Origin of the sequence: Pseudomonas putida S13.1.2 (genome assembly GCF_000498395.2) — a bacterium.
Taxonomy (GTDB): Bacteria; Pseudomonadota; Gammaproteobacteria; order Pseudomonadales; family Pseudomonadaceae; genus Aquipseudomonas; species Aquipseudomonas putida_Q.
In genome coordinates this window covers 509,638-529,907 of the sequence record NZ_CP010979.1, presented here as the reverse complement: position 1 = coordinate 529,907, position 20,270 = coordinate 509,638, and the positions used below count along the sequence as shown (strand labels likewise).

Below are 20,270 nucleotides of genomic sequence, written 5' to 3'. Positions count from 1 at the left end.
TCATTTCCAAATCACCAACAGTTCATCAATGTCATTTTCTTCCTCGCGCAACCGACGTGAACGACGCTCGCCCAGCAAACGTTGCTCCAGACTCCGGTACTTCAAATGCTTCCTCTGTAGAGTCTTGCGACGCCCTTGCAAGCGCTCGACCTCTTGAGCCACCCCCTGGTGCTGCTCCATCACGCGGATGCGTTCCAGGGCCAGGTTACCGATCTGCCGCCGAATGACAGCCTGACGCCGCAACAGCGCCAGCAACTGCGAATGGCTCAAGCGCTGATTCTGGGGACGCTGACTTATCAAGAGCTCACTGAGCCCAAGTGCCTGCTGCTCGATCTGCTGCAACTCACGCTCAAGTGGAGCCAATGCGCGCACGGCCTTATCAAGCCCTCGCTCACACTCATGCTGCCGACGATCACTGAACGCCTGCAGGCGCCGGACATCAGCCAAGGAGACCATGCAGGCTCTCCAGCGTGACCTGAGGTGCACATCCCTCCTTCAAATCCTGACAAAGCCACGCCATCAAGGCTTCGCGACAGGCCATGGCCTGATCGTTAGCCGCATTTTCCCCGTGTCGGTACTCCCCCAGATCGAGCAATACCTGCAGCGCCTCGAGACGAGCCAACACCTTGCGTGTACTGGCCGCCAGATGCTGAACATCGGGTCCGGTGACCTGATGCGCCACCCGGCTGGCGCTACGGAGCACATCGATTGCCGGGAAATGACCGCTGGCGGCCAACTTGCGACTCAGGTAGATATGCCCGTCGAGGATGGAGCGAATCTCCTCGGCAATGGGGTCAGTTTCATCGTCGCTTTCCATCAATACGGTGTAGAACGCGGTAATGCTCCCGTTGGCGGTCACGCCCGGACGTTCCAGCAAACGCGGCAGGGAGTCGAACACCGAAGCGGGATAACCGCGCCGCGCGGGTGCTTCCCCCGCCGCCAGCGCGAGGTCGCGGCGGGCGCGGGCATAACGGCTCATGGAGTCAAGCATCAGCACCACCTGCCGGCCTTGATCACGGAAATACTCAGCGATTGCCGTTGCCTGTAACGCTGCGTTGCAGCGGTCAATCGAGGAGAAGTCCGAGGTCGCGTAGACCACCACGCACCGCGTGCATTTATCCGAATGACGCAACGTCTCGACAAATTCGGTGACCTCCCGGCCCCGCTCACCGATCAGCCCGATAACGAATACATCCGCTTCGCTGTGGGCGATCAGCATGTTCATCAGAGAAGTCTTGCCTGATCCGGCGGCGGCAAAAATGCCGATACGTTGGCCTATGCCGCACGTGAGCAGGCCATCGATCGCCCGTACGCCGGTGGCCATCGGCTGGCTCACCGGACGACGCTGGTTGTAGGCTGGAGGAGCAGCATCCACCGGACAGTCGCGACCATCGAAGGCATCGCCGGGGGCCAAGCGTTCGACTATCCGCCCCTGAGGGTCGATCACGCTACCGAGCATGGCAGCGCTGCAATGCAGGCTGAGCAACGCACCCGTCGGTACAATCAGCGACTCACGGGACAACCCTCGCGCATCACCCAACAAGCTGAGCACTACCGCATCGGGGCTGAAGCCAATCACTTGCGCTCGAGCGCTCACCGCAGCGTAACGCCAGTCGCTTCGCACCTCGCACACTTCGCCGATAACCACATTGTGCAGCGCCGCTTCAAGCAATGGACCATTCAAACGCAGCGGGTGGGCAGCACGGCGCTCCAGCGATGCCCGACTCATTGGCTGTTGCACAAAGCACACTCCTAAAGGGTCTTGATCACTTGTACTGAAATGCTGTCGGAAATCTCACCAAACGAAATCACGTCCAGCTCCCGAAAACGGCCCTCAATCAGTTTCTTGATGTAGCGCCGCACATCTACCGAGGCCAGGATGACCATGTCTTTCTGAGGGATGTGCAGGCTATCGAGCCCGACCGCCAGCCGGTCCATAAGGTCTTCGCTGGCCGAAGGCTCCAGGTTGATGAAGCTGCCGGCAGAGGTCTGGCGGATGCCCTTGCGCACCACGTCCTCGAACTCCGGCGAGAGCAGCAACACTCGCAGGTCGTTGCCGTTGGCAAATTTGTTACTGATGTAGCGCGCCAGGCCGCCGCGCACGTGCTCGACCAAAGCAATCACGTCCTTCTCGCGCAAGGCCCAGTGAGCAAGCGTTTCAAGAATCAGTTTCATGTTGCGCACCGAGATGCGCTCGGCGACCAGGCGCTGCAGCAGCTCCGCGACTTTCTGCACCGAGGCGTGGCGATAGACTTCTTTGACCAGGTCCGGGTAGCGCGCTTCCATCTCGTCGAGCAGGACCTTGCTTTCCTGCACGCCGAAAAACTCCGAAATATTGCGAGCCAGCAGGGTCACCAGGCAGCGATAGAATTCATCGTAAGCCGGACGCAACTGATGCCCCAGGTTCTGCAGTTTTTCGCGCTCGGCGCTGCGCACCCACACGCTGGTTTGCATATTGCTGTCGACACCAGTGGTCAGGTCCAGACCAAGATGCTCGAGCTCCGGCTTGTAATCGACAACACGTAGCAGATCGAAGTGGATATCGAACTGGTCTGCACGCACTTCGTTGATCAACACCGCGACTTGCCCCGGCGGCAGTGAGTCAGCACCGCGCAATCGGGGTTCGGGGATCCGTATGCCGTAATCGATAAAGAACTGACTACGAAAACGCTCACATAATTGAGCCGCGCGCAGTTCGTCGACGCGGGCGCTTGGCACCAGCAGCATCAGGGCGACGGTTTCGGTGGCCATGTTGTCGACGTTCTCGATCAGGCCCAATTCACTTTCTGCATCTCCCACTTCACTCGCCAATGGCGTGACGGAGGCAGTACCCGAGTTTTTCTTCTCCTGCCGGTGGCGAAAGAACAGCAACCCCACTAACGCACTGGCGATGATCAGAAACACCGCGGCCGGGAAGCCTGGCAGCATCGCCACACCGACGGCCAGCACGGCGGTAATACCCAGCACAAAGGGATGCCCCAGCAGTTGGGTCATCATGTTGCGCCCCAGGTTGGCCTCGTCTCCGTTGACACGGGTCACGATGAAACCCGCTCCGATAGCGATCAGCAGCGCGGGAATCTGCGCCACCAGGCCGTCACCGATTGTCAGCAATGTGTAGGTCGACAGCGCCTCGGACATGTCCATGCCCAACTGCCCGACACCGATTGCGATCCCCCGAGAAAGTTGACGAAAATGATGATGATCCCGGCGATCGCGTCCCCCTTGATGAACTTCATGGCGCCATCGAAGGATCCATACAACTGGCTTTCGCGCTCTAGCGTGCTGCGCCGCTCACGCGCCTCCTTGGCATCGATGACACCGGCCTTGAGGTCGCCATCGATACTCATTTGCTTACCCGGCATGCCATCGAGGGAGAACCGGGCGGCTACTTCCGCTACGCGCTCGGACCCCTTGGTAATGACGATGAACTGGACAATGGTGACGATAGCGAAGATCACGAAGCCCACCACCAGGCTGTCGCCAATTACAAACTCGCCGAAAGACGCGATGATCTCGCCCGCATCCGCCTGCACCAGGATAAGCCGACTGGTACTGATCGATAACGCCAGCCGGAACAATGTGGTGATCAATAACAGCGCAGGAAAGGTGGAAAAACTGAGGATCCGTTCGATGTAGAACGAGCCCATGAATACCAGGATCGCAATGACGATGTTCAGACCGATCAGAAAATCCACCAGCGGCGTCGGCAGTGGAATGATCAGCATGGCGATGATCATCACCATGAGCGTCAGGATCAGCAGCTCGGGTCGAGAAATGATATTGCGCAAGAATTTATCGAGCATGATAAGTACAGGCCTTGAAAACTAGGAGGAGCAGCGAGCAACCAACGCGGCATGCCGCCCTATGGCTTCATGGGCGAACACCAGGTCCGCCAGGTGCGTGAATTGCTCGGCGATCCGCTCTAGAGCCTGGTCATCGCCAAACAGCTCGAGCGGCAACGCCAGGCAGAACAGTCGCAACAGTTGCAGCAGTTGCGCGCGCTCAGGGTGCGCGATTAGCAACAATCGCTCGCCAAAAAGACCTGACAGCAAATGGTCGAGCTCGTCGGAAAACTGCAACAGCCCCAGCATGAAGACCAACCAGTCCGGCTCGCTGGCGTTATGCCGGCAAACTTGCTCCTCTGCGAGCACCCCCCGGATGAACACGACATCGACCGAACGCAGACGCTTGAGATCACCCAGTTTTCTTAGCAACTGCCCAAACTCGTCGCGAGAGCAACTGGGATCGTGGGCATCGATGTCCGTCAGTAACGCAGCCTCGATGAACTCCAGGACCGAGCCTCGATGCCGGTAGCCGTAGATGGCTATCCAGTCCTCATAGGACTCGACCGGACCGCCTTCAAACTCCAGGAACGCACGATAGGTGTCACGCAGCAAGGCCGCTCGCAACGCCAGCGCCTTGCTGAACATCTTGGCTTTGAGGGCCGAATTGATACCGGCCTTCAAACGCTTGGGCGGCGACTGAACGAGCACCTGTTGCAGTAACGTCTCCAGACGCTGACGAGTCGCTTCAGCCATCACTTTTTCACGCAACAGTTCGCGCAGTACCAGCACCAGATCGCTGTCATCGGGGAACAGTGCCCGAGCCTGCGCCAGCAGCCATTCGATGCTACGCTCGGCAAGCTTGGCCAGCGACTGGATCTGCCGAGCCTTGGGAATCACGTCTTCATCCAGGACCCGCTCGAAGCTTTCCGCCAAGCCTTCGAACTTGCTGCCGAAATCGCCTCTACGGCGAAACTGCGAACGCAGCGCAGCCGCCATCTCATCGCTGTCCTCGACAAATCGCTGGACGCTGGCGGCCGGGGTCGCATCGTCGTCTGGCGCTTCAGCGACCTTTGCCTGAGGCTCGCTACCCTGAAGCGGGCGCGACATCTGCATGCGCAACGGCACTTGGCCAATAGTTGCCATATCAGCGCTCCAGCACGCGAAGCACCGCGCGGTCGGCCGGATCACGGGCCACATTGCCGATCACTTGCGAACCAATCTGCATAGCGCCTGGTTCCAACGGGCTATCGAGCTCTTTAGGTTGAATCAGGAACACCCGGACCGTGTTGGCTTGACGGGTCTGCCGATAACTGAACACCCTCCCCAGATAAGGAATATGCCCCAGCAACGGGATACGCTTGATCACCTCTCCACTCTCGTCACGGGTGAAGCCTCCGACCAGCAAGCCTTTGCCCTGTGGCACGCGAGCAACAGTACTGATACGCGTTCGGCCAACGGTCGGCAGCGTGTCGGCCCCTGACGACTGCCCCGCAGCCGACTCGACCACACTGCCGTCCTCGATGTTGAGTGCCATCTCGACTTCTCCGGAGGGTGAAATCCGTGGCAGGACGCTGACCAAGGTGCCGTAAGTGACGTGTTCAAGTTGAACACTGCGCTCACCGATCAGTCGCGCATAAAACGTACGGTTATTGTCGAAAATCGCCGGAACGTTTTCTTGAGTCAGCACCACCGGCCGCGAAACCACCCGTGCGCGATTGTCGGTTTCCAGCGCTGAAATGGCAGCCATGAACGAAGAGCTATCCAGTGTACTCAGCGAGCCGCCATTGAGCGATGCCGCCACCTTCGAGCCGACCTTGAACGAACCCCTCCAGTCGACTCCCAACTCATTGAGATCGTCCTTATGCAGATCGATGATCCACAGGGACAGTTCGACATGACGTTTTGGTTCATCGAGCGCAGCTACCAGATTCTCAATAAAATGCACCTGTTCCGGGAGCCCCTTGACCAACAGGCTATTGGTATCGGGGTAGGCCACTACGCGAATATTGCCTGCAGCCAGATCGCGAGCGATGATCCGCGGCGATGTGTTGTCGCCAGATGCGGCTTCGGGGGCACCCAGCCCCTCCAGTGGAAAGCTCGGCATGCCGCCCGGACGCCCTTCAGCGTCCTTGTGGATCACGGCGTCGGCAGCACGGCTTTCACCCTTGAGCAGAGTCTCGATAGCCGTCGCAATGCCGGGTACCGTGATGCTTTGCTCGCGCAACTCGTACTTGCGATCTGCAACGAAGGTATTGCGCAGATGAATAACGCCAATGCGCTGCTGTCCGAGCTGCAAGCCGGCACTTTGGCTGTCCATGAATTGCGCGGCCTGTGCCACCAAGTCGACATAGATCGGCGGGCCAGAAACGTAAAAGGTCCGCAAGCCATCGTGCCGCAGAGGGTATCGGGTATCGCGCAAACCGGCGCTGCGCAGGAAGGCATCCAGCTTATGGACAGTGATGGTATTCAGCGAGATAACGGCGCTTTTCGCCTCGGCCGCCTCATAGACGTACAGCGTCTGACCATCGCTGTACCAGATCAGCCCCATTTGCCGAACAACACGCTCCAGAGTCTGCTGCGGTGCGACCATCGAAAAATCGCCACTGATGGTGCGGCGAGCAGCTGCCTTGCTGAGAATGACCGGCTTGTCCAAAGACGCTGACAGTGCATCGAAGAACGTACGCAGGCCTTCTTGACGAGCCACATAGCCCTCTCCTGCATGTACAGAGGCAACCGATAAAGCCGCCGGCAACATACAACAGAGCGCTAGCATGACCGCGCGCGGATACATACTTTTAACCATCATGAGTTCATTCGCTCGAAAGGCGGGTTATATCGATCAAACTACTCGGCGCAACCCCGACCAGCTCTCGAATCTCTTTGGAAAAATGCGAGGAAGAGGCATAACCAAACTCCAAGGCAACGTCCGTGAGGGAAGCAGCACCTTCAGCCATGCTCAGAAGCGCCCGGGCCGTACGCCACCCTCGCAACTCGGACTTGGCTGCACCACCCAGCGCTTGACGGCAAAGCCTTCTGAAGTGCGAGACCGATACGCCATAACGACCCGCAAGGTCTTGAAGCTTTTCCCTACCCGAACCTTGCTCCAACAAAAAACCGAGCAGTTGATAACTCTCACTACTGCGCAAATGCCAGGCGAAAGCTCGATAGGCCACATCACCCTGCAACGCAAGGCTGAGATACCAGGATTCCAGGCCCGGTGCCGCCCCTCCCTGGCTACGACCTTCGCTCAGCACGGCCCAGGGCTCGCTTCGAGCAGGCCGCACCCCAGTCACGCCCCCCTGATCGATAAAAAACTGCAATTTGAAAAGACTCATTTGCGACAACGGGAGCACCCAGGCACTTCCACTGAGCACTTGCAACCCGGGACGTAAAACCAACAAACCCTGCCACCCAGGCGCCAGGCACAATGGGGCCGAATGCTCGCGATGCGCCAGGCACAAAATGTCACGACCATTGCGAATACGAAGAACTTGCTCACCAGACTTAACAACGGCACACCAATGCCTCAGGGTGACAGCTGAGTCCGGTTTTTCGCCTGCTCCCACATCAGCTACCACCATCACAATCACCCGGAATACATTCCCAGCCACTATGATGAAGATCCACCGAACAATCTTGATGAGAAACTGATGGCCATTGCCAATGGATGGGCACTAGCGCCTATCAAACAGGTCGCCGTTGCGTCCCGTCAGAAACGTCACGCTTGTGCATGTCATTAGTGGCCCCTTATGACATGGAACTCGTCTTCAAGCGCAGGGAATAATTGAAGGATCACATTTAGAAGGCATAAAGCAATTTGGGGCCGCGTTGCGGCCCTTCGCGGGCTCGCCCGCTCCCACAGGTTGCGCGTGCGGTGCGTGAATACGCTATATCTGTGTGGGCGAGCCCGCGAAAGGCTGCCGAGTTTCTAACTGGCCCTGACAATGACGGAACCTGAGGACAAAAACACCCGTCATATCGTCATGCAGCAACACGGCAACAGCGGTCCCGATAGGGCGATCCGCAAGGCCCAGGATGACGACCGGGCCCACGGTATCGAGCCCTTTTACCTGGGACTGCCAGGAGCGGCACCATGCGCAAACGGATACCGGCACACAACCTGAAATGGACCTGCGGTTGGCTCACCATCGCGGGTCTGGCGCTGTGCTGGTGGCTACCGCTACCCTTGCGCTCCGCTGCGAATGACAGCCCACCGGGGATCTATGGCAATCCCGAAGCACGCTTCACAATCGCCCTCTACGCCGACCTCGAATGCCCGCATTGCCGGGTCTACCTGCCGCAACTGCAGCGCTGGATCGTCACCAACGATCACGTCAACCTGGCTTGGCATAACCTGCCATTACCGCAGCCCGAACCTGCGGCCAGTCGCGAAGCGCGGCTGGCTGAGTGCGTGGGCCAGTTCAAAGGCCGTGAGGGGTTCTGGGGAGCAGTGGTGTGGGTCTACTTGCATACCCAGGGCAAGGGCCAGGGGTTGGCTGCTGGCACGTCCTACCCTGGGGCCAATCCTTCACTGCAACGCTGCCTGGCAGACGAGCAGGCAGCCCTCACCGTGGCAGCTCAGCAAGCGGCAGCCTTGCACAACGGATTGAACGCCACACCAACCCTGCGCCTGATCGACAATCACACCCAGCACACCCTGATCCTGGAAGGCCCCATCGAACCCGATGCGTTGCTGTCCGCAGTAGACCTGTTGAGCGCACCCGAGCTTTCCAAAATGCCTGCTGATGTGACCAGCGACATGCCCAGGTAGTCCGGTATCTGGTACAGGGCAGCAATAACGGTGCGCACAATGGACGTGGGTGGACCTACCCCTGGGAATATTTCTCGACCGCGCAGAACCGGCCGCGTTGGCGGAGCCGCTTGCGCGGAACTGACATTTTTGCCAGTAGGCAGACATAGCCAAGCGATTTAGGGTCAGGGTCAGAGAGGAAGCTGACCTGAGCGAATCAGAAGAAGGTACTTCGGGCACTTCCTGACAGCGGTAGGGAAGTGGCAGAAATGAACAAACGAATTTTGAATGTATCGGCCTGGGCGGCGATCCTCATGACCTGCGGGGCTGAAGCATTCGACACGTTACGAATAGATGATCTCGCACCCTCTAGTCGTAGCCATAGCGGCGGCTTTCAACAGTGGTGCGCGCATGTGCGAGGTACAAATCAGGGACATCCAAATGTAGTGATCGATGGAGTGGTCGGTGGGCATCAGCGAAGTGGCCAGGTTGTGGATGTTGCTGACCCTCGTTTCGCCGTGCCTCGTCGCAGCTCCAATGTTGGCCCTCGTATCGACATCAGTGCTGCCGCATGCCCGAATCCCCCTGAACCAACCGTAGGGTGGGTCGGGCGTGGCGTAGGCTGCGGCACCTCGTATGCAGCAGCGCTAGTCACTGGCGTGGTCGCTGCGATGATTTCCATCAACCCTGATCTCACTCCACTACAAATCAAGGACCTGTTGCGCCAGAGTGCATTGCCGATGGTTGCCAGAGCTGATCAGGCAAGCCGCATTGGGCCGACGCGACCGATCAGAGCTGATGCTTGCCTGAACAATGGTGCTTGTACGGTGGAACAGTTCGCACGGATGGATATGTATCAAGCGTTGGCACTTGCGGTCAAGAGCAAGCGTCACTCACTGATGGCTGAAGATGGTCGTGGTGAGTTGTCTAAATAGCATAAGCGGATTACATAATACCGCCTCCCGCGCAATTGAGATCCAGCGGCAATAAGCAAACATCTCCTTACACTTCTGTGCTCGACCGAGAGCGCTCCCTCAATGCATGGTTTTTCTTTAGTTAGGAAAAATTGCCCTCGCACCTTGTTTAACTAGTGAGCTTATTGCGGTAACTATTCCTACAAAAAATTAGCATGCAAGGGGCAAGTCTCTTGAACCCTCACGACTTGAGAACTTCACGTGGACGATGAATCAGACAAACAGCACGTTCGTCCTGCGGCGGACATTGTGTTGAATGAGGCCCATCAGTACTCGTACTTCCAGCTGCTGGAACTGCTGCATCAACTGCACGGCGATGATCTGGAGCAGCGACCGCCCTCTCGCGAAACGCGCCGGCGATTGCGATTGAACGTAACGCCACGTCTCGCGTTCCCTGTCGCCGACGTGCTGCGTGCAGATCGCATAGGCGATGACCGCTACCGGGTCCAGGCGACGTTTCTCGGTCTGCATGGCACCGATTCCCCCCTGCCCAGCTACTACCTTGACGATATTGCTTACGAGCACGCACAGGGCATTGGTCTGCGCCCAGCATTCCTCGACTTCTTCAACCATCGCCTGCATACCCTGCTGCACCAGGGCTGGCGCAAGTACCGCTACTACCGGCGCTTCCAGCCGGGCGCGACAGACGGTTTCTCCCGTTACATCTTCGCCATGATCGGCCTGGAAGATGCAGCGCTGCGTGGCGCCACCCCGCTGCCCTGGAGCCGGTTGCTGAGCTTTGTCGGCATGATCGCCAGCCGCAGCCGCTCACCCGGCATGGTGGCAGGGATGATCGCGCACTGTTTCGACCTGCAACAAGTCAGCATCCGCGAGTTCGAGAAACGCACCGTGTTGATTCCGCAGTCGCAACGCAACGGGCTGGGCACGCGCAACTGCGCGCTCAACGACAACTTCCTGGTGGGCGGCAGCGCCCAGTCACGCAGCAGCAAATTCACCATTGTGATCGCGGGCCTGGATCAGCAGCAGTTCCGCGCATTTCTCCCCAGCGGCGACAACTACCACCGCCTGGCCCGGCTGGTGGATTTTTTGCTACGCGATGTCGGGGCGTATGACCTGCAGTTGCGCATGCGCGCCGAGGAAGCACCGCCCTTCAGCCTCAGAGCCGAGCATGGTACCCACCTGGGCTGGACCAGCTTCATTGCTGACCGCAAAGCCCCCACACCTCCCCCCATCCGCATCACGGTACGTGCATGAGTACACATGTTCTCCCCGTCAGCATCACCCTCACCGTCCTCAATCCGCAAAGGCTGTTACATGGCAGCGAGCCGCTGCATCGATTTGATCGGGCCGGGGGCACCATCGGCAGTCAGGGCGCTTGGCGGCTGCATGATCGCGCGACCCGCATCCTGCCAGTGCACTGCGAAATCATTTGGCATGAAGGGCACTTCTGCGTCATCGACCACAGTGGCGACAGCTTCATGAATGACAATGACACCGTGCTGCTCCCAGGCACGCGCATTCGCCTCAGACACAATGACAGGCTGCAGATCGGTGACTACCACATTGCCATCCGCCTGCTCAGCGTGGATGAGCAGACGCCAGAGCACTCAGGCGCCCATAACCCGCTCTCGCCATTACAAAATACACAAGTGATGTGCCCGCTTCAGGTGCTCGGTGCTCCGGTTACCGAAACAGTGTGCGTTCATCGCACCTCGGCGCCTGAGGCAGAGGATGAGCGCGATCCGCTGGCCTATCTCGACAAGGCCGCACACGGCCGGATTGACCCGGCGATCGCTGGAATCTTCGGCGAGGAGGTGCGATGAACAGGCCCATCGGTTTGCTGCTCGTCTGCCTGGCACTCAATGGATGCACATCGATCAGCAAGATTTACCAAGTACTGGCGGACCCGACGCTGCCTATCGGCGGCCCCAATCAAGACATCAGCCATCTGGGCCTGAGCCTATATGCCGTAGACCTGCCAGCGCCCCTGCCGGCAACACAGGTTGTCGCAAAAGCACAAACTGCATCGCCAGCCCCTTTAGGGCAGCTCACGGCAAGCTTGGATGCCACAGATGCAGAAGGGCTGACTGAAAAGCTGAGTTCACTGGCCGAACAGTTGCAGGAAAACTACCCCGCGTCTATCGAGGGAGAGCGAGCCATCAACGAGGCGAATGGGCCTGCAGCACTGGCTAGCTACACGGCCATTGTGCCCGACCTGCCCCTGGAGACCAGCCAAAAGCCACAGCGGCAACCCCCATCCTCCATCGCCTTCAAAATCCTGCAGCTCAGAGATGACTCACTGTTGCTGGATGCCACCTATGAGCAAGTTGAAGAAGACCTGGACAAAGCCCTGGGTACCACGTTGATCAGCGTCGACGACTACCGCTTGATGCCAGGCCATTTCAAGTTCATCGAACATGAAGAACTCAACGAACGCACTCGCTACATCGCGGTCATCGCTCGATTGGCCGATGACCCCCAAGGCAATTGGAAGGACACCGTTCGCATCCAGCCGCGCGGTTACAACCATACGGTACATGTTCACTTCGAAAACAACGGCGTCGAGCTTCGGCACGACAGCGAATTACGCCGTGACCCATAACGCCATCCATTAAAGGTAGAAACTTATGAGCTCCCGCAACGCCGTCCTGTGGAAGGAAGGCCTGTTCGTCAAACCCCAGCATTTTCAACAAATGGCCTACGCCGCCGAATCGGCACTGCAACAACGTGTCTCCAGTTTGAACGATGCGTTCTATGGGTTCAGCGAACTGGAACTGAACGCCGAATACCTGAGCTTTGGAAAGATTGCGATCACCCGTGCCCGTGGCGTGATGCCCGACGGCACGGTCTTCGACATTCCTGGTGACATGCCTGCGCCTGCGCCGCTGGAAATCCCGCCCGGGGTCGCGAACAAGGTCGTGTTCCTTGCCCTGCCCTTGCATGCAACCGGCGCAGCGCAGGTACGCTGGCCCGATAATGACGTGGACGGCCGGTTCATTGCCAAGGGTGTGCCAGTCATGGACAACCATGGTGGCAGTGGCGACTCGACGATACTCGATGTCGCCGTTCCGAACCTGCAGATCAAGCTTCAGGACGATGACAACAGCGCCTACAGCTGCCTGGCCATGACCAAGGTGCTGGACAAACGCCCCGACGGCAGCGTGCTACTCGATCAGCGCTGCTACCCCACCAGCCTCTCACTCAAGGCCGCGCCCGCCCTGTTGGGCTTCCTGGAAGAAGCGTCACAGCTGATGCGTGAACGTGCGCGCAACCTCGCAGAGCGCATTTGCTCACCGGGGCAGTCCGGTATTGCAGATGTCACTGACTTCGCGTTGTTACAGGCGCTGAATCGGCTGCATCCGTATTTCCATCACCTGGCACGCCGCCGCAACGTGCACCCTGAGCAGTTACACATCGCCCTGGAGCAAGCCTGTGGTGAGCTGGCGACCTTCACCGACGATGGCCGGCTGCCGCTGGAATACCCCGCCTACCAACACGATGACCTGGCTGGCTCATTCCTCATGCTGGAGCAAACCCTGCGCCGATCGCTTAGCACCATCCTGCAACCACGTGCCGTGTCGCTGCCGATTCAGGAGCAACAGTACGGCGTCCTGACCGCAACCCTGCACGAGCGCAAACTGCTGGAGTATGCGACCTTTATCCTGGCGGTGCGGGCCGACCTGCCGGCCGAGGAACTGCGCAAGAAGTTTCAGCAGCAAGGCAAGGTCACGTCCATCGAGCAACTACCACATTTCATCCAACTACAGATGCCCGGCGTACCGCTTATCCCGCAACTGGTCACACCCCGCTACCTGCCCCATCACTCCGGCTTCGTCTACTTCGAGCTCGACCGGCAGCATGAAAGCTGGCAGCAGTTCAAGAAGGCCAGTGGCTTCGGTTTTCATATCGCCGGGCAATTCCCAAATCTGGAGATGCAGTTCTGGGCGATCAGGCCGGACTGAAATTGTGTCATAGCCCAGTAAAAATCCCGATCCAGGGCACTGGCATCGGGATTTCTTTGTCCTGCCGACCACCTACCGCTCAGCGACTTCATGGGCAATGCCTTCACGCAGTAGCCGTTGCGGGAGGGCGAAGCCTGAGAAAAGCGGGCGCGTGAAGGGGTTGTTCGCACCCGTGGCGTGGAATTTATAGCGCGCGGTGTCGCCGGCAATCTTGAAGCTGAGATCGACGCTGGTAAGCGTTCGGGCGTTCAATCCGCCCTGGCTGAGCAAGCGGTAGAACGACCAGGGACCGTGATAGCCCTGGCTGACAGTAGTGCCCGCTGCTTGCACCAAGGTGACCCGGCTATGCCCGCTTTCCCCAGCAGGGCCTGGCCACGTCATGCCGATTGGCTCCTTGCCCCGATCTGCGAACGCATGCAGTTGACCATCCAGGCCAAAGACGCTGCCGCGCAGCCCGTTGCTGATGGCCACCGGCTCCAGCCCGAAGCTCACATTCAACTCGCCGCGGTTGTCGAAGAACGCGTTACGGATGGCTTCTGCCTGTTTGAGCTGGCTCATGACCTGCGGACGAACCAGATACCCATCGTTGGCGCTGGAGTACAGCGCATCGAGGTTGTCTTTGAGGAACACCGTGAGGTACTGGTCCTGGAAGCGCTTGAGCTGCCCTTGTGGGCCGAAGAAGGCTTCAAAGTCCTTGAGCGAGACATCCGGCCCGGCCGGATCGATGGGATAGCGTGACGCCAGGCGCTCCTGGTAGACGCTGTACACCTCTGCGTCCCAGCGCTGTTCCAGCTCCCGCAGTGCCATGACCATCAACACCTGAGAGGTCTGCTCCGCCAATTGGCGAACATGCCGGTTTAAAGGCTCCGGCAACCCGGTGGAAATGCGCTGCAGGTTGCGGATGGGGTCAGGCTCTTTTTCTGAGAAGCGGCTCAAGGCCACCGCCAACGCCGCCTTGCCGCGATTTGGATTGTCCTGCACCGCCTTCGCGTAGTCATAGACGGCACTGATCGCTTGCAACGTCTCGTCATAGAACGACGGCTTGTCACCCTGGACATCGAGCATCCCGGACAGGCCAGCGAAAGACCGGTAGATGCCCATGGCCTGGACGCGACCTTGCTGGTCGGCCGCTGACTGCTTCTCGCTGTCCGCGACCTGCGGATAGATCAGGGTGTTGCTGCGCACCGTTTCCAGCAATCGGCGCATTGGAGCGGCCGGCCCCGTTACTTGCTCCAGCACACTCAACGCATGGGTAAGGTCGGCGAACTCGGTGACCGAGAACTGGTTCAGTACCCGCCGCCAGCTGTCGATGTAGTCAGCACTGTACAAGGCGCGCAGGCGCTCGGTCAGGGCCTGACGATCCACGTCGGAATAGTCGAGGGTCCGACGCTCCCCCAGTACCCATTGATCGATCAGCGCCAGGTCGGCCACGTTCCGGCTTTGCTGGTCAAAATAGTCGCGGAATCCGCTCGCGGTTAGCAACGGGGCCAAGGCCAGGTTGGCATCGACCGCCGCCTGGTGATCGCGCTCGGCCAGCGGCACATAGACAATATCAAAGGCTGGGCCAATCTCGTTACGTAAGTCCAGTTCGCCATGCAGTTGCTCCTGAGCCTGCTGCCTCAGGCTGATGTAGACACGCTGGGCCAGCGGCAACTTGCGCAACTGCTGCTGCGCCTCGGCGACGACCTGCCGATACTCGGGCAGCTCGACATCCGCGTAGGTCAGCGCGTACGTCAGGTGACGCATCAACGCGGCCTGCAGCTGGCCTTGACCCGGATACGCTTTCTGCCATTCACGGGCCATCCACTGCTCGACCAGCTCGGGTCGTCGGTTGCCACGATCCTCGATCATGCGGTAGATGCGCAAAGCCGACAGCTGCGCGTCGCTACCAGGAACGGCTTGTTTGATGGTCGCGGCCAGCCCACTCGCAATCGCTGGCAGAAAGCGCCGGGCCAAGGCGTTCAGGTAAGCCTGATCCACCTGCGGGCCGATGGCTTTGCCCTGGTACAACCCCATGTCCGTGAACACGGTCCAGCCCGAGCGATAGTCGCCATAGAGGCTGACTGCATCGCGAATTTCATTCAGCGGCACCAACAGGCTGCGGCCTGTCGAATCGCCCTTGGCGTCTGTGCTGGTGTTGGTGAATGCGTGGCTTTTCTCCAGCACGTGCTGCGCCTTGTCGCGATTGACGCTGTAGAAGTACAGCCAGCCACTGACCATGACCAGCCCACACACACCAGCCGCCACTGCCCCGCCTTTCAACAGCCGCGCCTTGTGCTGGACGACTTTCTGGTTATCACCGGCCAACCCGGCCTCGGGGTACACCACGCGTTGCAACAGCTGCTGCGCGAAGTACACCACCGAAGTGCCCTGCGGTTTGGTCGACAGCGCGGGAGGGGTAAAGGCAAAAGCGCGGGCAGACGCATCTGCGAGCAGGTTGCGTACCTCCCCGCGCTGGTAGACCGAAGAAAAATACAGGCCACGCACCAAGGCTGGGGTGGAGTAGCGATCACTGCCCAGTACATCGCCTAGAAAACTCAGCAACATGCTCTGCGCACCGCTCAGCTCTTTGAGCAGCGAGTAGGTGTTCTTGCGTGAAATATGAGGCACGTTGGCCGTGGCACTCATCAGCTGGTTGCCCAGCCGCTCGATAAAGCTCAGATAGGCTGCAGCCAGCTCTTCCAGCCAGGCGTCGAAGTCTTTCACAGATTCCAGGGTGAAGGTGAAGCCTTGCACTTCTTCCCGGTCACGAGCCGGAAGCTGGGCGAACAGTTCTTCGAAGCCCTCCAGCAAATCGAACTTGCTCATCACCACGTACAGCGGCAAGCGTGTCCCCAACTCAGCGCCCAGCTCCGTCAGCCGAGCCCGCAATACGAATGCCAGATCACGTCGCTGCTTGGCTGATTGCCCGAACAGCTTGACCATATCCACCAGCAGGACCACGCCATTGAGGGGGCGCCGACTGCGGTTTTGCGCAAGCCACCCAATCATGTGCTGCCACAGACGCCGTTCAATGCGAGGGGGCAAGCCAATAGACTCGGCAGGTTCGGCCCTCGCCGCTGGTTCTTGAGCCCCCTCTGTCGTCTCCCCCTCACTGTCAGCATCACTGGCTGACGGCGGCCTTACGGGCTCGGCAACCGGCACCGGTCGTTCCGGCTGGCTGATGAACTCGCCCGGGGGGTCGATCAGCACCGCGTCATCACCAATCCACCAGTCGATGCCAAACGCCAAGTCAGGGTCGATGCTGACGCGTTGGGTTGCACTGCGCTCGGTGCGGGTCAGTGCAAAGCGCTGATCCGAACGGCTGACGAAGCTCGACTTACCTGCATTCTCCTCGCCAAGAATGAGGTACCACGGCACCTCGTAACGATGCCGACTCCCGCCCTGGTTATCTAGCAAGCGAGCCAGGCTGCTGTCGAGCGAGCGCTGCTGGGCTTGCTCGTACACCAGGCAGGGATCTTGCACTTCGCGCTGTTGGCGTTGCTGCTCACGCAAGATTGAGCGGTTGCGCCGGTGTACCTGCACACTCCAGGCCAGCAGCGGCACCACCGCGAGCAGCACCGTGGCCGCGATGCGCACGGGCAGATCAGCCAGAGGCTGCTGGTACCGCCACCGCCACTCAGGCCCCCATCCCCATAGCCAAACTATTCCGGCGGCAATACCGAGTACTACGGCGACGACAACTACGGGCATTGCCTGGCGCTGCAACAGCGATAAAGCCCGCAGCAGGTTGTCCTGTTTCACTTTCATAGTGGCAAACCTTACCGACTGCATATCCGATGATGTGATGCACCCTCCCGGTGCGTGCCACAAAAGACAGTAGCAGCACTGTAAAACACTATTCAACGGCAACATTCAAGAAATACTATTTAACACTTTCTTTGCAGACAGAGCCGTCCCATCTACCATAGAAAAATAATAGAAGCCCCAACTGAAGCACATCAAATCGCAGGCTCGTAGGAACTTTCCTACACCCACGACATTAAACAACTTATTTATTAGCGCGTATTGCGCCAGCTAGAGCAGGCGAACAATAAACATGAAGTTCAAAGACTGGTTCGCACAGGAAAAGCAACACCTCCAAACGCTAGGCGACGATGTGGTCGAGGACGATCCGCGCCTGGCGGGCGTCCTGGGTCGAACGGCCTCAGACCCGGACGCCGAACGCCTGATGGAAAGCTTTGCCTTCCTCACCGCTCGCCTGTCCATGAAGATTGAAGACCACCTGCCCGAGCTTACCCACCCGCTCCTGCAGCTGCTCTATCCCAACTTTCTGCGCCCCCTGCCAAGCGCAACACTGATGCAGTTCCAGCCTGTCGATCACGCACTCAGCGAAACCCAGCTACTGCCCAAAGGCACCCCGGTGTTCTCGCGCCCCGTTGACGACGTGAGCTGCGAGTTTCGCACCTGCACGGATCTCGCCATCGCGCCGCTGGAAATCCGCAAGATCACCACACAACCCAGCGCCGAAGCGCCCGTGGTTCGCATTGACCTGGGTGCATTGTCCGAGCAGCCACTGCGGCGCATGAAGTGCGATCACCTGTGCTTTCATTTGGCGGGGGGCAGCCACAACGCACTGACCCTCTATCAATGGCTGTCGCTGCACTTGGCCACGCTCTATCTTCACGTTGGCCAGCACCGCTTCGCGCTGCCGGCCTCGGTACGGTTCGTCGGATTCGGGGTAGATGAAGCATTGCTACCCAGCCCCGGAGAGCATCTGGATGGCTACCGCATCCTGCAGGAGTTCTTCTGCTTCCCCGAGCGGTTTTACGGCTTCCGCATCGACGGGCTTGAGCGCTATTGGCCGGATGAGGCGGCTGAGCACATCCAGCTGGAATTCCGTTTCAACGCCCCCCTACCACCGGATATTCAGATCGACTCGTCGACAATCCTGCTCAACTGCGCACCTGCCATCAATTTGTTCAGCCGCTCGGCCGACCCCATTCATTTGACTGAGCAGACAATCGCCGAAACCGTGCGCGCAGGTCGGCGGGACCGCTTAGAGGATGAAATCTTCAGCATCGATCGCGTCAGCAGCCAGCACCAGAGATCAAAGGATCATGTACAGGATTTCAAGCCATTCGAAACACTGGACCGCGGCTTCCCGCTGGCCGAACAGCCGCCATCGCGCTTTTACAAACTGGATATCGAGCACGAACCGATCAACGACAAGGTGCAGCACCGGCTGAGCCTGGTGCAGCACAACCTTGCGCCCTATCACGGGCAGCAAGAGGTCCTGAACATCGCCCTGACCTGCAGTAACGGCGCCTTGGCGCAGCAGTTGAACATGGGTGATGTCGATGTGACGTCACAAAACACGCCCTCGTTCGTTACCTATCGAAACCTGACCCGTCCCACCCGCAGCTATCCCCCCATGCTACAGAGCGGTGGCCACGGTGATCGCCATTGGGCGCTGATCTCCAACCTGGCTCTGAACAACCTTTCATTGTCTTCCCCTGCCGCCCTGGCCTCGGTGCTGCGCGTTTACGACTTTGTCGGGGCACACGACTTGCAACAAGCGCGCAGGACCACACAGCGGCTGAACGCCATCAAACAGGTGAACAGCGAGCCCTATGACTGGCTGATCAAAGGCGTGCCCGTGCGCGGCATGCGCACCACCCTGCACATCGACCCTGCCGGCTTCGAGTGCGAGGGCGAGATGCAGCTGTTCGGTAACGTGCTGTCCCACTTCATGGCGCTGTACGCCAGCACCTGTTCGTTTCATCAACTGCAGATCATCAATACCGCCAACGCAAACCGCCAGCTATGGCCCGCCCGGACGGGGCGGCAGCCAGTGATGTGACCAGGAGGTCCCCCTTATGAGCATTGCATCCAACAAAACGTATGACAAAGATCAGCAAGATACGCGGGAGTCACCGCCGATCAGCGAGCTTTTCCCTCAGGTCGACAGGCTGGGCTTCGAAACCCGCTCCAACACCAACAACCCAATCCTCGACATCGCCTCCCCCCTGCTTGGCCTCGTCGTTCGCCTGGAGGGCACCGAACGCTATGAGCACGTCGAACAGCTGTTCGCCTACGTGAAAAACCAAATCCACGTCATGGTCGAAGAGGTGCGACAGCTCGAGCACTGCGATGAGGGCGACCGCGTGGTGTTCTCCTACTGCCTGTGCTGCGTGGTCGACGAGGCCGTCATGGCTACCCCCTGGGGACGCGACTCCCCGTGGAAAGCCCAGTCGTTGCTCAGTGTTATCCATGATGAGACTCGGGGCGGCGAGAAATTCTTCAGTGTGCTCGAACGCCTGCTTGAGGCCCCCGAAGGACGCTATGACCTGTTTGTGTTCCTGTTCTGGTGCCTGGCCCTCGGTTACCGAGGCAAGTACGCCAACCAGACCCATGGCGACGACGAACTGGAAGTGTGGCTCAACCGTGTCCATGACCGGATCGTCGAGCTGCGCGGACCTGAGCCAGGGTCACATCGCCTGACCGACCCATTGAACAATGTCGCGCCCCGCCACTACCGCATGCATCGCCAATGGCCCTGGTGGACACCGTGGGTGATCATGGGCGTGGTTTGTACGGGTGTATATGTGTACCTCACCGCCCGGCTCAACAGCATCACTCAGCAAGTTCTGGATTCGCTGCAAACCATGCTGCAGCCCTAAGTTCGATCGCACCGAACTGACTTGACTCAATAGTCACTGCGCCCACTAGCGCAGCAAGTACGGCTTTGCCCATAAAACGATAAGCAACGTATTTAAAGAAACTTCCTACAGCTATTTAGGAAGCCTCTGCGGCGACTTGGAACGGATTCCTCGCTACGGTCTTGAGTGCACTTACGCCGCGCGTTCCATAACGCGTCCGGCTCCATGAACCTGCC

General features: G+C 59.1%; 14 protein-coding genes and 1 pseudogene. 8 read left to right on the top strand and 7 right to left on the bottom strand.

What is annotated here, in order from left to right:
• The 6 genes and pseudogenes from N805_RS02155 to N805_RS02130 all read right to left on the bottom strand — a co-directional run bounded on the left by N805_RS02155 (window position 1) and on the right by N805_RS02130 (window position 7,120).
• Window positions 1-456: a hypothetical protein gene (locus N805_RS02155; RefSeq protein WP_019473671.1), complete on the bottom strand. Its 456-nt coding sequence runs from the start codon at window positions 454-456 to the stop codon at window positions 1-3.
• On the bottom strand, window positions 440-1,729 hold the full coding sequence (sctN, locus tag N805_RS02150) for a type III secretion system ATPase SctN (protein WP_019473672.1): 1,290 nt from the start codon (window positions 1,727-1,729) through the stop codon (window positions 440-442). The genes N805_RS02155 and sctN overlap by 17 nt, the downstream gene beginning before the upstream one ends.
• Window positions 1,730-1,752: 23 nt before the next feature.
• Window positions 1,753-3,803 (bottom strand): annotated as a pseudogene (locus tag N805_RS02145) (EscV/YscV/HrcV family type III secretion system export apparatus protein).
• Between the two features lie 21 nt (window positions 3,804-3,824).
• Entirely contained in the window at window positions 3,825-4,928 is a 1,104-nt protein-coding gene (sctW, locus tag N805_RS02140) for a type III secretion system gatekeeper subunit SctW (RefSeq protein ID WP_019473674.1), read from the bottom strand.
• Between the two features lies 1 nt (window position 4,929).
• The gene (sctC, locus tag N805_RS02135; RefSeq protein WP_028613352.1) at window positions 4,930-6,489 is read right to left on the bottom strand and encodes a type III secretion system outer membrane ring subunit SctC; all 1,560 of its coding nucleotides are present in this window, start codon (window positions 6,487-6,489) and stop codon (window positions 4,930-4,932) included.
• A 106-nt stretch (window positions 6,490-6,595) separates the two neighbouring features.
• On the bottom strand, window positions 6,596-7,120 hold the full coding sequence (locus N805_RS02130; RefSeq protein WP_019470588.1) for a helix-turn-helix domain-containing protein: 525 nt from the start codon (window positions 7,118-7,120) through the stop codon (window positions 6,596-6,598).
• A 758-nt stretch (window positions 7,121-7,878) separates the two neighbouring features.
• On the opposite strand from N805_RS02130, the gene N805_RS02125 reads away from it, so the two are divergent.
• The 6 genes from N805_RS02125 (at window position 7,879) to tssK (ending at window position 13,432) form a co-directional block, all read left to right on the top strand.
• Window positions 7,879-8,556, top strand: coding sequence for a DsbA family protein (locus N805_RS02125; RefSeq protein ID WP_019470587.1), 678 nt, complete (start codon window positions 7,879-7,881; stop codon window positions 8,554-8,556).
• Between the two features lie 248 nt (window positions 8,557-8,804).
• Window positions 8,805-9,470 carry a S8/S53 family peptidase gene (locus N805_RS29510; protein WP_230685697.1) on the top strand — a complete coding sequence of 222 codons (666 nt, stop codon included), beginning with the start codon at window positions 8,805-8,807 and terminating at the stop codon, window positions 9,468-9,470.
• A 285-nt stretch (window positions 9,471-9,755) separates the two neighbouring features.
• On the top strand, window positions 9,756-10,724 hold the full coding sequence (gene tssG, locus N805_RS02120; protein WP_046811345.1) for a type VI secretion system baseplate subunit TssG: 969 nt from the start codon (window positions 9,756-9,758) through the stop codon (window positions 10,722-10,724).
• Entirely contained in the window at window positions 10,721-11,293 is a 573-nt protein-coding gene (locus N805_RS02115; protein WP_019470585.1) for an FHA domain-containing protein, read from the top strand. Before tssG ends, N805_RS02115 begins: the two co-directional genes overlap by 4 nt.
• Window positions 11,290-12,072 carry a type VI secretion system lipoprotein TssJ gene (gene tssJ / locus N805_RS02110; RefSeq protein WP_019470584.1) on the top strand — a complete coding sequence of 261 codons (783 nt, stop codon included), beginning with the start codon at window positions 11,290-11,292 and terminating at the stop codon, window positions 12,070-12,072. The genes N805_RS02115 and tssJ overlap by 4 nt, the downstream gene beginning before the upstream one ends.
• 25 nt (window positions 12,073-12,097) lie before the next feature.
• Window positions 12,098-13,432 carry a type VI secretion system baseplate subunit TssK gene (tssK, locus tag N805_RS02105; protein ID WP_019470583.1) on the top strand — a complete coding sequence of 445 codons (1,335 nt, stop codon included), beginning with the start codon at window positions 12,098-12,100 and terminating at the stop codon, window positions 13,430-13,432.
• 72 nt (window positions 13,433-13,504) lie between these two features.
• Here tssK and tssM read toward each other — a convergent pair whose 3' ends face one another.
• A complete protein-coding gene (tssM, locus tag N805_RS02100; protein WP_026034362.1) occupies window positions 13,505-17,182 on the bottom strand; it encodes a type VI secretion system membrane subunit TssM in 3,678 nt (1,225 codons plus the stop codon).
• 289 nt (window positions 17,183-17,471) lie between these two features.
• Here tssM and tssF point away from each other — a divergent pair, with 289 nt between their 5' ends.
• Entirely contained in the window at window positions 17,472-19,235 is a 1,764-nt protein-coding gene (gene tssF / locus N805_RS02095; protein WP_019470581.1) for a type VI secretion system baseplate subunit TssF, read from the top strand.
• A 16-nt stretch (window positions 19,236-19,251) separates the two neighbouring features.
• A complete protein-coding gene (gene icmH / locus N805_RS02090) occupies window positions 19,252-20,055 on the top strand; it encodes a type IVB secretion system protein IcmH/DotU (RefSeq protein ID WP_019470580.1) in 804 nt (267 codons plus the stop codon).
• The last annotated feature ends 215 nt before the right edge of the window (window positions 20,056-20,270 follow it).

Coding starts and splice junctions, on each gene's coding strand:
- tssF (WP_019470581.1), top strand. CDS start 17,472: ATGAAGTTCAAAGACTGGTTCGCACAGGAAAAGCAACACCTCCAAACG.
- icmH (WP_019470580.1), top strand. CDS start 19,252: ATGAGCATTGCATCCAACAAAACGTATGACAAAGATCAGCAAGATACG.
- N805_RS02115 (WP_019470585.1), top strand. CDS start 10,721: ATGAGTACACATGTTCTCCCCGTCAGCATCACCCTCACCGTCCTCAAT.
- tssJ (WP_019470584.1), top strand. CDS start 11,290: ATGAACAGGCCCATCGGTTTGCTGCTCGTCTGCCTGGCACTCAATGGA.
- tssK (WP_019470583.1), top strand. CDS start 12,098: ATGAGCTCCCGCAACGCCGTCCTGTGGAAGGAAGGCCTGTTCGTCAAA.
- N805_RS02125 (WP_019470587.1), top strand. CDS start 7,879: ATGCGCAAACGGATACCGGCACACAACCTGAAATGGACCTGCGGTTGG.
- N805_RS02130 (WP_019470588.1), bottom strand. CDS start 7,120: ATGAGTCTTTTCAAATTGCAGTTTTTTATCGATCAGGGGGGCGTGACT.
- N805_RS02155 (WP_019473671.1), bottom strand. CDS start 456: ATGGTCTCCTTGGCTGATGTCCGGCGCCTGCAGGCGTTCAGTGATCGT.
- N805_RS29510 (WP_230685697.1), top strand. CDS start 8,805: ATGAACAAACGAATTTTGAATGTATCGGCCTGGGCGGCGATCCTCATG.
- tssM (WP_026034362.1), bottom strand. CDS start 17,182: ATGAAAGTGAAACAGGACAACCTGCTGCGGGCTTTATCGCTGTTGCAG.
- sctN (WP_019473672.1), bottom strand. CDS start 1,729: ATGAGTCGGGCATCGCTGGAGCGCCGTGCTGCCCACCCGCTGCGTTTG.
- sctW (WP_019473674.1), bottom strand. CDS start 4,928: ATGGCAACTATTGGCCAAGTGCCGTTGCGCATGCAGATGTCGCGCCCG.